The organism is bacterium (assembly GCA_022763185.1).
In the GTDB taxonomy this organism is placed as follows: domain Bacteria; phylum Bdellovibrionota_G; class JALEGL01; order JALEGL01; family JALEGL01; genus JALEGL01.
Window position 1 is genome coordinate 273,632 of record JALEGL010000006.1, and the last position, 15,651, is coordinate 289,282.

17 protein-coding genes are annotated in these 15,651 nt (G+C 36.9%); 13 read left to right on the forward strand and 4 right to left on the reverse strand.

Annotated features, from left to right (window positions below; translation table 11 throughout):
- Positions 1-38: 38 nt before the first annotated feature.
- Positions 39-443, reverse strand: a complete 405-nt coding sequence (locus MRY82_03975) for a cupin (GenBank protein ID MCI5072088.1) — start codon at positions 441-443, stop codon at positions 39-41.
- A gap of 71 nt (positions 444-514) precedes the next feature.
- Between MRY82_03975 and trxB the strand changes: the two genes are divergently transcribed.
- Together trxB and MRY82_03985 are read left to right on the forward strand one after the other, a co-directional pair.
- On the forward strand, positions 515-1,456 hold the full coding sequence (gene trxB / locus MRY82_03980) for a thioredoxin-disulfide reductase (GenBank protein MCI5072089.1): 942 nt from the start codon (positions 515-517) through the stop codon (positions 1,454-1,456).
- 30 nt (positions 1,457-1,486) lie between these two features.
- The gene (locus MRY82_03985) at positions 1,487-2,200 is read left to right on the forward strand and encodes a hypothetical protein (protein MCI5072090.1); all 714 of its coding nucleotides are present in this window, start codon (positions 1,487-1,489) and stop codon (positions 2,198-2,200) included.
- 171 nt (positions 2,201-2,371) lie between these two features.
- Here the strand turns inward: MRY82_03985 and MRY82_03990 are convergent, their stop codons facing one another.
- Positions 2,372-3,667: an EAL domain-containing protein gene (locus MRY82_03990; protein ID MCI5072091.1), complete on the reverse strand. Its 1,296-nt coding sequence runs from the start codon at positions 3,665-3,667 to the stop codon at positions 2,372-2,374.
- Between the two features lie 50 nt (positions 3,668-3,717).
- Between MRY82_03990 and MRY82_03995 the strand changes: the two genes are divergently transcribed.
- From MRY82_03995 to MRY82_04005, 3 genes are all read left to right on the forward strand, one after another.
- Positions 3,718-4,095, forward strand: a complete 378-nt coding sequence (locus tag MRY82_03995; GenBank protein ID MCI5072092.1) for a CrcB family protein — start codon at positions 3,718-3,720, stop codon at positions 4,093-4,095.
- Positions 4,096-4,336: 241 nt separating this feature from the next.
- On the forward strand, positions 4,337-4,759 hold the full coding sequence (gene umuD / locus MRY82_04000; protein ID MCI5072093.1) for a translesion error-prone DNA polymerase V autoproteolytic subunit: 423 nt from the start codon (positions 4,337-4,339) through the stop codon (positions 4,757-4,759).
- A 19-nt stretch (positions 4,760-4,778) separates the two neighbouring features.
- Complete coding sequence (locus MRY82_04005) at positions 4,779-6,044, forward strand: Y-family DNA polymerase (GenBank protein ID MCI5072094.1); 1,266 nt, start codon at positions 4,779-4,781, stop codon at positions 6,042-6,044.
- Positions 6,045-6,175: 131 nt separating this feature from the next.
- Here the strand turns inward: MRY82_04005 and MRY82_04010 are convergent, their stop codons facing one another.
- The gene (locus MRY82_04010; GenBank protein MCI5072095.1) at positions 6,176-6,418 is read right to left on the reverse strand and encodes a DUF2007 domain-containing protein; all 243 of its coding nucleotides are present in this window, start codon (positions 6,416-6,418) and stop codon (positions 6,176-6,178) included.
- A 98-nt stretch (positions 6,419-6,516) separates the two neighbouring features.
- Here MRY82_04010 and MRY82_04015 point away from each other — a divergent pair, with 98 nt between their 5' ends.
- Positions 6,517-6,963 (forward strand): MgtC/SapB family protein, encoded by a 447-nt coding sequence (locus tag MRY82_04015; GenBank protein MCI5072096.1) that lies wholly within the window; start codon positions 6,517-6,519, stop codon positions 6,961-6,963.
- On the opposite strand, the gene MRY82_04020 is transcribed toward MRY82_04015, so the two are convergent.
- Positions 6,964-7,839, reverse strand: a complete 876-nt coding sequence (locus MRY82_04020) for a proline iminopeptidase-family hydrolase (protein ID MCI5072097.1) — start codon at positions 7,837-7,839, stop codon at positions 6,964-6,966.
- A gap of 351 nt (positions 7,840-8,190) precedes the next feature.
- Between MRY82_04020 and MRY82_04025 the strand changes: the two genes are divergently transcribed.
- The 7 genes from MRY82_04025 (at position 8,191) to MRY82_04055 (ending at position 15,644) form a co-directional block, all read left to right on the forward strand.
- Positions 8,191-9,057 carry a hypothetical protein gene (locus MRY82_04025; GenBank protein ID MCI5072098.1) on the forward strand — a complete coding sequence of 289 codons (867 nt, stop codon included), beginning with the start codon at positions 8,191-8,193 and terminating at the stop codon, positions 9,055-9,057.
- A gap of 104 nt (positions 9,058-9,161) precedes the next feature.
- Positions 9,162-10,637, forward strand: coding sequence for a YdiU family protein (locus MRY82_04030; protein ID MCI5072099.1), 1,476 nt, complete (start codon positions 9,162-9,164; stop codon positions 10,635-10,637).
- 73 nt (positions 10,638-10,710) lie between these two features.
- Positions 10,711-11,685 (forward strand): deoxyhypusine synthase family protein, encoded by a 975-nt coding sequence (locus MRY82_04035; GenBank protein ID MCI5072100.1) that lies wholly within the window; start codon positions 10,711-10,713, stop codon positions 11,683-11,685.
- A gap of 35 nt (positions 11,686-11,720) precedes the next feature.
- Positions 11,721-12,461: a M48 family metallopeptidase gene (locus MRY82_04040; protein ID MCI5072101.1), complete on the forward strand. Its 741-nt coding sequence runs from the start codon at positions 11,721-11,723 to the stop codon at positions 12,459-12,461.
- Between the two features lie 91 nt (positions 12,462-12,552).
- The gene (locus MRY82_04045) at positions 12,553-13,605 is read left to right on the forward strand and encodes an NAD(P)-dependent alcohol dehydrogenase (protein MCI5072102.1); all 1,053 of its coding nucleotides are present in this window, start codon (positions 12,553-12,555) and stop codon (positions 13,603-13,605) included.
- A complete protein-coding gene (locus tag MRY82_04050; GenBank protein MCI5072103.1) occupies positions 13,598-13,945 on the forward strand; it encodes an alkylphosphonate utilization protein in 348 nt (115 codons plus the stop codon). The genes MRY82_04045 and MRY82_04050 overlap by 8 nt, the downstream gene beginning before the upstream one ends.
- A 604-nt stretch (positions 13,946-14,549) precedes the next feature.
- Positions 14,550-15,644 carry a DEAD/DEAH box helicase gene (locus MRY82_04055; GenBank protein ID MCI5072104.1) on the forward strand — a complete coding sequence of 365 codons (1,095 nt, stop codon included), beginning with the start codon at positions 14,550-14,552 and terminating at the stop codon, positions 15,642-15,644.
- The last annotated feature ends 7 nt before the right edge of the window (positions 15,645-15,651 follow it).

The following is a 15,651-nucleotide window of genomic DNA, read 5'->3' on the forward strand; positions in this document are numbered from 1 at the left end:
TCGTCGAAAAAATACAGGTCTAGAAAAATTTCTAAAAGCTATTTATCTTTTGTTCTAGGTTTGTGCTGTGTTCCTAAACCCGCAGTTATGAAAAGAGCTGTGCTTAAACATTGGGTGTCAGCAGTATGCCAGACACCTTTTGGGTTAATGGCATAGTCATAAGGCTCTAAAACAATTTCTTTTTTCTCTCCTGGTTTAATTTCTTGGATAAGAGTGAAGTGTCCTTCCAGACATAAAACCATTTCATCACCTTCTGGGTGTTGTTCCCAGACATCCCAAGCTTCTTCAAAGCTATGCAAGGATACCAAACGACCTTCTTTGCCATCACTTGCATGTCGTTTAGCATAAGATTCATACCAATCAAACCCGGTAAACATAGGCTCAGAGAAGATTTTTGCATTTAAACCTAGATGCAGTGGAAAATGTTTAATATTTTTTTTCATCGTTCATTCAAAATGAATATGTCTGTAACATAATCTTGATTTGATATTAAGTTCTGTGTACTAGAAATAGCATGCAAGAAACAGCTAAAGCAAAAGAAAAAGTTATTATTATTGGATCTGGACCTGCCGGTTTAACCGCCGCCATTTATACATCAAGAGCATTGCTCAAGCCGTTGATGTTTGAGGGTTATCAAGCAGGAGGTCAATTGATGACCACGACGGATGTAGAAAACTTCCCAGGCTTTCCTGAGGGTGTGATGGGACCAGAAATGATGCAAATGTTTCGTAAACAAGCGGAACGCTTTGGAACACGTCTTGAAACGAAAGATGTGAGCAAAGTAGATCTTTCAAGTAAACCTTACAAAGTGTGGGTAGGGCAAAATGAATATGAAACTGACAGTGTGATTATTGCTACGGGTGCAACTGCAAAACTGTTGGGTTTAGAGGCTGAAAAAACCATGATGGGTAGAGGAGTTTCTACTTGTGCAACGTGTGATGGTGCCTTCTATAAAGATAAAGAAGTGGCTGTTGTTGGTGGGGGTGACTCAGCTTTGGAAGAGGCCATGTTTTTAACCCGCTTTGCCAACAAGGTTACCGTGATTCATAGAAGAGAAGAGCTTAGAGCATCACAAATCATGCAAGAAAGAGCCAAAGCCAATAAAAAAATTGAATGGCTGTGGAACACGGTGGTGGATGATATTGTGGGTGATAATTCAGGGGTAAGCGGATTAAAACTATCCAACAGAAATACAGATGAAAAAACTGAGTTAAATGTACATGGCGTTTTTATTGCTATTGGTCATAAGCCGGTAACACAGTTGTTTGAAGGGCAGTTAGAGCTCAGTGAAAACGGTTACATTCTTACTCAAGAGGGCAGCAAAACCAGTAAAGAAGGTGTTTTTGCTTGTGGTGATGTTCAAGATGAAGTTTATCGGCAAGCCATTACTGCGGCAGGGTCTGGATGTATGGCCGCCATTGATTGCGAACGTTATTTGGAAACATTAGAAGAATAATCACTGTATGAATAACTTTCTTTTCTAAGCATGAAAGAACTTATTGCGCACAGAGGCTATTCCTATGAAGCGCCTGAAAATACCTTTTCAGCATTTAAATTAGCTATAGACAAAGGTTTTGATTTTATCGAGTGTGATATTCAGTTTAGCAAAGATCATCAACCCTATCTATTTCATGATGATAAATTAAATAGAACCAGTAGTGGTCAAGGTTTATTTAAAAACCATATGGCCAGCGAAATAGAACAATTAGATGCCGGTTTATGGAAGGCTGACCAATATAAAAATGAATCTATACCGCACTTGGAAAAGCTTGCTTTATTTCTTGAAGCTACAGCATTTTGTCAAATGAACTGGGAGCTTAAGAAAGACCAGCGTTATTTTTCACAAGACTATTTAAAAGTCATTGCAGACTATGTTTGCAAATACCAATTGCAAGAAAGAATTGTTTTTTCTTCTTTTGATCACGAATTGATTGCTTTGTTTTATAACCTGTACCCTGACTTTCGTTATGCCGGTTTAGTGGATAATAATTTTACCTTGTCGTTTTATCAAAATGCAGATTTTAATATTGAAGCTTTGCATATGTCGCAAGAGTATTTTTTAGATATCTTTTCTCAAGATAAGAAAGCAAAAAGCTTTCCTGAAATTCGTATCTATACGGTTAATGACCCTGAGCTATTGAATCAATGCAAGGAGCGAGGCGCTAAGAAATTTTTTACAGACAAGCTGTGCCCAAAATAATGGATCTCGATAATTTTCAATAAAGAACGAGCAATATGGCAAGGGTTGTTTTATGAGCGTACAGGGTGACCTTAGCTAGACCGCGTTTTTACTAAAATGGGGGGCTTTGCACAAGACACTGTAAAGGCTCCACCCAACAGTTTCTAAAAAGTATTTTTCCTTCTTGGAAAATCAGAAGCTGGGTTCAGTAAAGTTAGCCGCAGGTTTAGCAAAAAAATAACCTTGGGCAAAATCAATATCCATTTCTTCAACTAAAGTCAGATCTTCTTGGATTTCAATGCCTTCCGCTATGGTGAAGGCATTAAGTGATTTTGCCAGTGTTTTAAGCGCCTTGAGCATTTCCTGTTTGGCAGGGTTGGTGTGTGCACCTCTAATTAAAGATGCATCAATTTTAATGTATTTGGGTTGGATTTCCATAATAGCTTCCAGGCTTGAGTAACCAGTACCTACATCATCAATGGCCAAGGTAATTCCGGCATTGGTGTAGTACTTTAAAGCCTGACGAAAACTAGAGTACTGATCAATGGCATGGCTCTCTGTAATTTCAAAAACAATGTCTTTTGGGGAAATACCATACAAATCTAAGAATTGTAAAAACTGCTTGGCTTCAAACTCTGGATTATGAATAAGGTTGGGTAAAGTGTTGATAAAAAGTTTTAGTTGGGCTTTTTTGTCTGTGGCAAAGTGAATGGCCCGCCGGCGGCAAACTCTATCCAACTCATACAACATGCCGGTTTCTTCTGCTAAAGAAAATAAAATTGCTGGAGCTTCCAGTTCCGTGCTTTGAGGACCTCTAGATAGTGCTTCAAAACCCAAGGTGTTTTTTTCTTTCAGATTAACAATGGGCTGATAAACACTGTGAATATTTTGTTCTAGAATAACTTTCTGTATACGCCCACGATTTTTAAGTTCCACTTGTGACATTTGTAATTCTGCATTTTCACGCGCTTCTTCTATGAGTCTATAGATAGCGCGCCATGGATCAATAATAGGATTATGAACAGTAAAAGAGTAACCAACATTGATTTTGGGCAAGCTGCCTATAAAATGATACAGCTCCAAAAATAAATGGTTTTGAAGATGGCTTAAAATACGCTCACAGGTGTCTTCAACATCATCTTTAGAAAGGTAGTTGCAATCTTCATTGTTTTTACGGGTTCCACCCAAAAATAAAATAAAAGAATAACCTTTAACGCGATTTAAAGAGATTATATCGCCTTTGCGAATAACCGTACCGCGCATATTCATGAGGATATTTGAAATTTTCATCATGATATCATCAAAAATGGTGCTGCCGTACTTTTCTTCTAAAGTACATAAAGCTTTACCATTGATGTAAACTAGGCCAAGTGCATTGTCTTTTTTTAAAAATGAAACCGCCTCAGGAAGAACATTAAGATAACTGGGCAATTGCCGTTGGCTATCATAGATTCTGCTTTTGATTTCGCGTTGAGGAATGTTTTTCAAAACTTGATTTATGTAGAAAATTTTTCAGTTTTTGTCTAACACTTTATGTTATGAAAGTATTTAATTTTTTAGCGGTTTGTGCTGGTGGGGCCTTAGGAGCAAGTGTTCGTTATGGACTAGAACTTTTAGGGGCGCATTTGTTTTCTTGGTCCAATGTTCTTAGTATTGCCGTGGTGAATATTTTGGGTTGTTTTTTGTTTGCGCTGTTGAGTTCTTTTCTAAAAGAAGACGGGTCAGTGGCATTTACTTTGTTCATGTTTACAGGTTTTTTAGGTGGAATGACCACCTTTTCAAGCTTTATAGCCCACAGTCATATGTTAATCAACATGAAGCAACTTGCTTGGGCAGCAGTCAATATCACCGCGCAAGTGTTTTTAGGTTTATTGGTATTTTATCTGACAAGAAAAATTTACGTTTCACTGCAATAAAAAATGCTGACTTGAGTTTTTATGACAAACACGAAATGACTAAAAGCTAAAAAACAATTGCCATTTATTTGATTTTTGTTACATTAATCAAATGGATAAAGAAAAGTCTTCTCATCAGTCACAAAACAACACTTTAAGACCTGTTCCAAAACAGTGGGGTGGTAAACGTAAAGGTGCCGGTAGACCCGCTGGACAAGGACCTTATGGTGAAGCCACCAAGCCAGTACGTATTCCTGTGAGTATGGTTGAGCAAGTGCATCATTATGTTAAAATGAAGGGTTTTTCTTTGCCATTGTACAGTTGCACGGTGTCTGCCGGATTTCCATCACCAGCGGAAGATTATGTAGAAGGTATGTTAGATCTCAATGAACATTTGATTCAGCACCCCGCAGCTACTTTTTTTGTGCGTGTATCCGGAGACTCCATGATTGAAGCGGGCATTCATGAAGATGATTTATTGATCGTGGATAGAAGCATTGAAGCCAAGCATGGTAGAATTGTCATTGCTGTTTTAAACAATGAACTGACCGTTAAGCGTTTGCATCAAAAAAACAATGAGTTAAAGTTGATGCCTGAAAATAAAAAATACAAACCCATTGTTGTCCATGACCCAGAAAGTTTTATGATCTGGGGCGTGGTGACTAATGTGATTCACGCTTTATAAAGTGGCATAATTATCCATCATGAATCAAAAACATATTGCCTTGGTGGATTGCAACAATTTTTATGCATCCTGTGAAAGGGTGTTTCAACCCCAATTTAGACATCGTCCCATTGTTGTTTTATCCAATAATGATGGTTGTATTATAGCCCGTTCCAATGAAGCTAAAGCTTTGGATATTCCTATGGGAGCGCCCATCTTTAAACATAAACAGGTCATTCAAAAGCATAAAGTTAAACTGTTTTCAACAAACTTTGCTTTGTATGGCGACATGTCCAGACGGGTCATGCAATGTCTTAGTCAATGGGCAGAGCACATAGAAATTTATTCTATTGATGAAGCCTTTCTTTATTTCAAAGGTCTAAGTTCAGAGCAAGTATTCAAAGAGTGTTTGATGATAGAAAAAAAAGTCAGGCAATGGACGGGTATTCCAGTATCTATTGGCTTGGCACACAGCAAAACTTTGGCCAAAGCCGCCGCTGTTTTAGCGAAAAAAGAAAAAGATCAGCATGTTTTTGATTTGCGTCAGGATGCTTTGGTGGAAAAAGTTTTGCAATCTTTCGAGTTAGAAGATCTTTGGGGTTTATCACATAGAGGCGCAAGACATTGGCGTGCTTTAGGTTTGTATACGCCTTTGGATATTAAGCACAGTGAAGCAAGTTACATCAGAAGAAAAATGGGGATTGTGGGAGAACGTTTGGTCTATGAGCTCAATGGTCATGCCGTCTTAGAGCGAGAAAAAAGGAGCGGTAAAAAAAATATCATGTCTTCACGGTCTTTTCCTAAAAAAGTAACAAAACTTATTGATTTGTATAGAGCTATTTCCAATTATACATTTAGAGCTTGTCAAAAACTAAGAGAGCAAAATAGTTATGCGCAATCAGTTTACATTTTTATTAGAAGCTCAAGACATTTGCACAATGATGAATACTATAAAAACGGCTGCTCGGTTGCGCTGCCTTCACCCTCACAAGATGTAAGTTTTATTTTAAATCAGATTAAGCCGGCTTTAAGAGCACTTTATAAACCCGGAGTGCGCTATCATAAGGCAGGCATTATCTTGATGGATTTGGTTAAAAAAAATGAAATTCAAAATAATATTTTTTGTAGCCATGGACAAGCCAACAATGAAAAGACCATGCAAATTATAGATCAAATTAATCAAAAGGCTGGCAAAGATATTGTTTTTTTAGCAGCCCAAGGCAACCTCAAACAAACCCCAAAAAACAACATTTATAAATCACCCAGTTATACGACGAACTGGAAAGAGCTGTTAAGAGTGAGATGAGACTGGATTAGGGAATAAAGAACACAAAGTCATTTTACATGAATTTGTGCGCAGGGGGAGAGGAAACAAAAACGACGTTTTTGTTTCAGAGGGGGAAGCAATTCCCCCTGAAGAAAGTAAAATAAAAAAGCTTAAGCTTGCGGGGTTTTTTCTTGATACATTTTAATATATTTTAAAGCTTGCTCTAAATCATAATCAGCAACAACAATTCTAATGGGGGCAAAAATGTTTCCACCGGGGGAAAGATTGTTGCTTTGCTCATCAAATGTTTGGGCATCAATGCCATAGCTTTTAAGATAGGCAACAATTAATGTTGCTTCAGATAAATCACTGGTTCTATAAACTAACTTTAAAGGCACAATACAATATACCATGGTATTGCTTTTTCTTCATAATGCTTGTTTAAATAATATTTTTAAATGCTGAGAAAGCAGATCTTGCACAGAAAATAGGAAAGTATATAGTATTGCCCATGTTAGACATCCATGTAGAATTAGTAACAAAAATTTCAATCAGTGTTTTATGTGGTACAATTTTTGGTATTGAAAGACAGTTGCGCGGTAAGCCCGTAGGGATAAGAACCAGTATTTTAATTGTTATTGGCACGTGTTTATTTATTCACTTATCTTCGCAAATTGAAGGTATTGCTACAGACTATTCCAGAGTGTTGGGACAGGTTGTTACAGGGATAGGTTTTTTAGGAGCGGGTGTTATTTTAACCAAGGATGGACTGGTGTTAGGTATGACCTCTGCTGCCGTGATTTGGGTACTGGCAGCAGTGGGAGCAGCCATTGGTTTTGAACAATATACATCTGCAATCATTATCACTGTGTGTTGTGTAACGGTGTTGGTTCTGACGCGCTTCTTAGAAGGACGGTTTAAAGACCTTTTGCGTGGCGTCCATGAAGATGAAGAGTAATTATTTTTTTTCTACTTCAGAAATAAACTTGTCGATATAATTTAAAACATCTTTAGGTTTTTCAGTTAAGACAGCATGCGCTGCGCCTTTAATGGTTTTGTATTGAGCGTTTTTAATCATCTTGGTGTATTTTTGAGAGGTTTGGGGTCTTGCTTCATCATATTGACCGCACATGAGCAAACATGGCACGGTAATTTTTTTTAAAGCTTTAGTCTGGTTGTAGTTTTTAAGTGTTCCTGTTGGAAAAAATTCGGACTCTCCCCACATGTATTGATAAATATTTTTACCGTTAATATTTTGACTTTTTTTAGGATTGAGCATTTGGGATAATTTTTTTTCATTACGTAAAACATGGCGTTTATAATATTCATGCATGGCTTGTTTATAAACAGTAGAATCAGTTGCACCAATTTCATGACAATAGCGAATAATTTTTTGCTGTTTCTGCGGTAGTTTTTTGATTAAAATTTGTGCATCTTTTTTCCAGTCTTTGCCGGAAAAAAGAGGCGATTGAAAAATAAGGGAAGCAACGCCATTATTTTTGTAACGCAAGTAATACTCTAAAGCCAGAGTTGTACCCCAAGATCCGCCATACAAGTGAAACTGATTTAGACCCCATGCTTGGATTAAAGTATGGAGTTCTTGAGTAAAAGTATCAATGGTCCAATGTTTTTGTTGAGTCACTGAACTCTTGCCGCCACCAATTTGATCATAAATATAGACTTTTCTGTTTTTGGATAATTTTAATAATGCAAGTCTTCCGCTATGCGTACTACCCGGACCACCATGCAAACCAATAAGAGGAAGCGTTGAAGAATTTTGAGGACCTTTAGAAATATAAAATGTTTTTCCAAGCTTGTGTTGAATATAAGGCATGTTTGTCTCTATACAATGAATCAAAAAAATAGTTTAGTTTTTTGCTGCATACCGTCGATGTGTTTGTTAACATCAAAAGATGAGAAAAAATACTGCAGGGTTTTCTGTTATTGGTTTATTATTTGTATTAGTCATCATTGCCTTTTTAAGTTACCAATATTTTCAGCCTTCTCGTCCATCAAAAGCGAACTAACAGACAGCACCAAAAACACAAGATCAACTGAATCAGTTTAAACAGAAGCTTGATCAACAATCAAAAAGCCAACAAAATAATAAAGACAAGTCTTGGGAAAATTTATGATTAAAAACCCTACTTGAATCTAGTCTATAGCTTATGTTAAAGCTTGATGCATGGAAATGAGACAAAGCAAACAGCTTGGCAAAATTACTATAGTATTAATCTTTTTTTTGCTTGCATCAGCAAGTGCGCAATCTATCCAATATACATGTAAAAGGTTTCATCGCCCTTCAAGTAGCCGTTTAGAGAAACGGCAAAATGTAGAGCGTAATGTGTGTAGACATTATCAAGAAAGTATTAACTTGCTTAACTATATGTTGGGCGCAAGTAATGATGAAAACAATCTACCTAATTATTATAAGGGTATAGGGTTAAGAGTAAATAGAATTGAGCTTAATGGAAAATATCAAATTGTTTTTGAAGGAGATGATAGCAATGGAGTTTTTATTAAAGCTGAACATAATTTTATCATTTCAAGCCCATTCACCAAAGAGTATTTAAGTCTAATTGAAGAAGATCCGTCTAATATGAATAAAACCGCAGCAATAGTTTATAATTATATAGAGCCTTATTATTTTTTAAAAATGATGGAAGAAGATCTTGATGCTCAACAGTTATGGTTAGATTTAAATAAAATAGGTGTTGAGGTTTTAGTAGATATAAGCTCTTTTTCTAGATCTTTAGGTTTAGATTTAAGATCACCACAGGCGGCGAATGACTTTTTAGTCTTAAAAGAAGTGTTCAAGGAAATTAAAAATAGCTTGGACAATATGGAAGGCTCTTTTCACTTTTCAAGAATAAAAATTGGCTTTGATACTATAAGTTGTCAGAATCAATATGTAGAGTCTTATCAGTACAAACAACTGTGTCTCAATCTACATGATTTGTTTTGGACCATCTATCCTGAAAACCGTGCAGAAAAAATTGAGAGTTTTATTCAAGCCGAAAACAATTATTTTAAAAGAATTTTTGGTTATTAAGCCGATATTCTATAACAGCATTTTTTTTAAAACTGAGTATAAATGATTTATTGTTTTCAATGAAGTTTATTTTTTAAGAAAAGTCGTGTTAGTTTAATTAAGACATGAATTTTAATCTTGTTTCAAATTATGAAAAACTACCGCATGTGTTTTACTCAAAAGTCAAACCGGAACAGGTAAGTAAACCCACTTTGCAAGTACTTAATGAACAGCTCTTGCTTGATTTAAATATTTTTTCAGATGTATTACAAATTGAGGCATCGCAACCTAATCTGACAAAGATATTAAGTGGACAGCATCTTCTTAAGCAAGGGTCTTATATATCTATGGCTTATGCAGGTCATCAATTTGGTTATCCTGGTATGCTGGGAGATGGTCGTGCTATTCTTATAGGCGAACAGGTTGTTGATCAGGGTTCGTATTATGATATTCAGTTGAAAGGTTCAGGTCAAACACCCTATTCACGGGCAGGGGATGGTAAAGCAGCGCTTGCTCCAATGTTAAGAGAGTATTTAATTAGCGAGGCCATGCATGCTTTGGGCATACCCACCAGCAGAAGTTTGGCCGTGGTTACAACCGGAGAAGATGTTTTCAGAGAGACTGTTCTACCGGGTGCTATTTTAACCCGAGTAGCACAAAGTCATATACGAGTGGGAACCTTTGAATTTGCCTACCTTCAAAACGATCCTGAAGTTTTACAAGCTTTATTAAAGCACAGTGTAGAACGACATTTTCCTGAATTAGTAGATTCAAAAAATTTAGCCCTGGTTTTTTTGCAGGCGGTGATGAACAAGCAATTAAACCTTATGCTTGAGTGGATGCGTGTAGGTTTTGTTCATGGAGTTATGAATACAGATAATATGACGATTTCTGGGGAAAGTATTGATTATGGTCCATGTGCATTTATGGATGCCTTTCATATGGATACCGTATTTAGCTCTATTGATCAGGGTAGGCGATATGCCTTTGGTCAACAACCCAATATTGCACAATGGAACTTAAGTGTTTTAGCACAGTGCTTGTCTCCCTTATTGGCAAAAGACAGTCAAGAGGCTTACAACATTGCCAAAGAGCAGATTGAACATTTTTTACCCAGTTTTGAAAAAAAATGGTTATCGATGATGAAGAGAAAATTGGGTTTATACAGTGAGCATAAAGATGATTTGCACTTGATGAAAGACTTATTGACTTGGATGCAAAAAAATAAAGTAGATTATACTTATACGTTTTATTGTTTAATGCAAAACAGCTTACCCAGCAGTGAGCATGCATGCGATAAAGTTTATGAGCATCCAGAGTTTAAACGTTGGTATCAAGGCTGGAAACAACGGCTAACATTAGAACAGTATTCAGAAGCAGAAGCTTTAAAAAGTATGCAAAGCTACAACCCTACAATTATCCCTAGAAACTATAAAGTTGAAGAAGCCTTGCTAAAGGCACAAAATGAAAATGATTATTCTTTATTTAAAGCTATGCTAGAGCATTTATCCAAGCCTTATGAAGAGCAAAATAATTGTGAGTATTTAACACGGCCACCCAAACCTAATGATCAGGATTATGTCACCTATTGTGGAACATAAGGGCTTGATTGAGTGACGTATTATTTTACTTATTTTAAGAGCATATTTTTAAATTTAGGGATATACACGTCAAATGAGAACAAGACCCGTTACAGAATTTATTCAACAGCATTTTAAACATTTTAATGCTGCAGCCTTGGTTGATGCAGCTCAAGGCTATCAAAATCATTTAAGCAATAATGGCAAGATGATGGTGACTTTGGCTGGAGCCATGAGTACGGCAGAAATAGGCATGTCTCTGGCAGAGATGATCCGGCAAGACAAGGTTGCTTTTATTTCTTGTACTGGGGCAAATTTAGAAGAAGACTTGATGAATTTGGTTGCTCATACGCATTACAGAAGAGTGCCCAATTATAGAGATTTATCGGGGCAAGATGAAAAGAAATTGTTTGATCAAGGGCTTAATAGGGTAACCGATACTTGTATCCCAGAAGAGGAAGCTTTTAGGCGTTTACAAAAACATATTTTTAACGTTTGGCAGGAAGCTGAGTCAAAAGGGGAACGTTTTTTTCCCCATGAATACATGTATCAAGTTTTACTCAATGGAGAGTTAGAGCAGTACTATGAGATTGATCCCAAGAACTCATGGATGTTGGCGGCGGCAGAAAAAAATCTCCGTATGGTGGTTCCCGGTTGGGAAGACTCTACCATGGGCAATATTTTTGCCTCCTATGTCATTAAAAATGAGTTGAAAGCATCAACCATAAAGTCAGGCATTGAATACATGGTTGATTTGGCGGACTGGTATTTAAAAAATAAAGAGGGTGCAGGTGTTGGTTTCTTTCAAATTGGTGGGGGAATTGCTGGAGATTTTCCCATATGTGTGGTGCCCATGTTGTTTCAAGATAATGAAATGGATGACATTCCATTTTGGAGTTATTTTTGTCAAATTTCAGATTCTACCACAAGCTATGGATCTTATTCTGGTGCAGTACCCAATGAAAAAATTACTTGGGGAAAGTTGGATATTGATACACCCAAGTTTGTCATTGAAAGTGATGCCACCATTGTAGCACCATTGATCTTTGCTTATTTATTGGGCTGGTAAATTGCTCTAGCATGGGCTAGAACAATTTAAATAAAATGTTTGAACAATTAGAGTTAAATTTTTTTGCAAAACATCAAGCCAAGGGTTTAGAACTGCCACAGGCTTTCGATTATGTTCTAATTCGTAAAAAAAGGAAAACGGTATCTTTGCATGTCTTACCGGATCAAACAGTGGAGGTCAGAGCGCCGTTAAAAATGTCTCGAGCATTCATTGATCAGTTTGTTGCTAGACATCAGCAATGGATAGAGCAAAGAAAAATACAGCTAGCCAAGCATGCCTATTTGTATACGAGTCAAATTGAAAGTGGTCAGGAAATTCCTATACTTGGAAAAAACTACGTTTTACTGGTGGTTCCTGCAAAACAAACCAAAATAAAACTTAGTGGACAACAGCTTATTTTTTATTGCTCACAGCGAGTTGAGGAAAAAAACCAAAGAACTTATTTTGATAAAACCTTATTAGAACTATCCAAGGCTATGTTTGAGCCTTATTTGCAAAACTGTTTTACTCACTTTAAAAACCATTATGATACGACTTATCCACAATGGAATATTAAAAATATGAAGCGGCAATGGGGCAATTACAGTAAAAAAAAGCATAAGGTTACTTTAAATTTAAAACTACTGCACTTGCCTGAGATCTGTTTAAAAAGCGTCATTTATCATGAGTTATGCCACATACAGTATTTTAGTCATGGTCAATGTTTTTATCAGTTGCTAGATAAAGTGATGCCAAACTGGAGAGACGCAGATCAGTATCTTAAAAATTTGAGTTAAAAGTGGATCGCATCAAATACTTGGCTAAATAATTAGGCTGTGCAATGATCTCCCTGCAGAAAAATAAAATCCCCAATTTAAGGAGTTAAATATGAAAACTATAGGATATGCTGCTCGTGGTACAGATGCTCATATGAGTCCCTACCATTTTGAACGCAGAGATTTAAGAGCCAACGATGTGGCCATAGAAATTTTATACAGCGGTATTTGTCATTCAGATTTGCATACGGTTAATGGTGACTGGGGAGAACAGCCGTACCCATTGGTGCCCGGACATGAAATTGTGGGCAAAGTGATTGAAGTGGGGCCTGAGGTTAAACATTATACTGTGGGTCAGAATGTGGCCGTGGGTTGCATGGTGGATAGCTGTCAAGATTGTGACCAATGCAATCAACACGGTGAAGAACAGTTTTGTAGGCATGGGATGACAGGTACTTATGGTTCGCCTGATCGTGTATCGGGTGAAACAACCCAGGGCGGTTATTCAAAACATATTGTGGTGCGTGAAGAATTTGTTTTGAATGTTCCTGAGCAATTGGGTTTATCAAAAGCGGCCCCCATTTTATGTGCAGGGATTACCACCTATTCACCGCTTAAAAAATGGAATGTAGGTCAAGGAACACGCGTGGGTGTCATAGGCTTAGGTGGTCTCGGCCATATGGCCGTTAAACTTGCTGTGGCCATGGGCGCAGATGTAACGGTGATCAGTCGTTCAAAAAGTAAAGAAGAACAAGCTAAAAGCATTGGTGCTAAAGCTATGATAGCTTCAACGGATGAAGAAGCAATGCTAAAAGCTATGTCGTCCCTAGATTTGATTATTGATACGGTACCGGTTAAGCATGATGTCAGTCACTACTTACCATTATTAGATGTGGATGGTTCTTTGGTGATTGTTGGACAAGTGGGCCCCTTGGAAGAGCCTGTAACGATGCCTTTAATTTTAGGTAGAAGAAGAGTGGCTGGATCTTTGATTGGTGGAGTCAAGCAAACGCAAGAGGTACTTGATTTTTGTGCTGAACATAACATTCATCCAGAGTGCCAAATCATTACTGCCGAAGAAATCAATAACGCCTTTGCTCATTTAAACAAGGGTGATGTTGCGCATCGCTTTGTTATTGATATGAGCAGTTTAAATCATGAGTAAGCTTCCTAACTGTCCTCAGTGTCAGTCTGAGTTTGCTTATGAAGATGGTCATCTTTTAATTTGTCCTGAGTGCGCACATGAATGGTCTGTGCGTACATCTGAAGTTAAAAATGACTCCAAAAACAGTGTGAAAGATGCCAACGGCACCCCACTGCATGATGGTGACACAGTAACCGTGATCAAAGATTTAAAAGTGAAGGGTTCATCTTTGGTGGTAAAAGTGGGAACCAAAGTCAAAAATATCAGTCTGGTTGATGGTGATCATGACATCAATTGTAAAATTCCTGGCATTGGCTCTATGGCTTTAAAGTCTGAGTTTGTTAAAAAGGTCGTGGATTAAAGGATAGATATCTTAACTCAGTTGAATTGATACTCACAGCTTGCAAACAAACTTGGGTTTGAAAAAGCCGTGTTCAGTATTCACTTTCCTTTGTTGTTTGTATAAGGTATTGTCTTGACAAGTTTTACAAGCACTGAACAGTATACACAGTGCACTTTCTTTAAAAGTCATCTAAGAATTATCTTAACACTTTTTGATACCAGGTATTTAAATAAGAGAGTTTATACAGCAGCATGGTGCTGCTTAATTTTATGTAAGCTCAAATTTTAATACAGATGGGTAGCACGTTAATGATATTTGAAGGAACAATTCGTTGGATAAGTACAATAAAAGATTATGGTTTTATTAGACCTAATAAGAATAATATAAAAAAAGATATTTTTTTTAAGATCAATAAAGTTTTTTCCAGTCTTGATCAACGCCAAATTTACAAAGGGCAAAAAGTTACATACAAAATAAAATCCGATCAAGGCGATATTTCTGCGATCCACATTCAGCTATAGAAAGTTTGAAACTCTAAACTGCAGTATACACCGTTAAAAAAAAGCGTTTGAGCTTGCTAAGTTTGCAACTCAATACAACGATTATAAATTAAGGAAAAATAATGAATACATTTCAAGATATGAAGCTTCCGCAAGCTTTAGTTAATACATTACAAAAGATGCAATTTAATAAACCCACACCCATACAAAATAAAGCAATACCACTTGCTCTTTTAGGCAAAGATATTCTAGGCTCTGCTCAAACTGGCACTGGAAAAACTGGTGCCTTTGGTATTCCTCTTGTGGCTAAGCTTATGTCAAATTCACGAGGCTCAGCATTGGTTATGACACCAACCCGCGAGCTTGCCAGCCAAATTATGGAGCAACTAGAAACTATGTTAGGAGCCCATTCAAAAATTAAAACATCGCTTCTTATTGGTGGAGAAGCAATGCCCAAACAAATAGAGCAGTTAAAAAAACGTCCTCGGTTAATTGTTGGAACACCAGGGCGGATCAGTGATCATTTAGATCGTGGAGGATTAATGCTTCATGATACGGACTTTCTTGTTTTAGATGAAACAGACCGTATGTTAGACATTGGTTTTTCGGTTCAAATCAAAAATATTATGAAGTACCTAACGCGTAAACGTCAAACGCTTTTGTTCTCTGCAACACTTCCAAAAAATATTATCAACATTGCCAATGAATATTTAACAAATCCAGCGCGTATTGAAGTGAATGCAAGTTGTTCAGCAGTTAAAAACATAAAACAAAATACCATTAAAACCAATGATATGGATAAATACTCTAAGCTGTTGGCACAGTTAAGAGATAGAACAGGGTCAATTATTGTATTTGTTAAAACCAAACATAATACAGAAAGAATGTCACAAAAGCTTGTAAGAGCGGGACATCATTCGCAAGCGATTCATAGTGATTTAAATCAAAACAAACGTAATCGTATTATTGAAGAATTTAGAAATAAAAAATATCGTATTTTGGTAGCTACCGATATTGCTTCTCGTGGCTTAGATATTTCACATATTGAACACGTGATTAACTTTGATTTACCTCAGTGCCCAGAGGACTATATCCACCGAATTGGAAGAACCGGTAGAGCCGGAGCTCAAGGTGAAGCTCTCAACCTAGTTAGCCCGTCAGATATGAAAAAATGGAATGCTATCAGTAAATTGCTTGATACAACTACCAGGCACTAATTTAGAT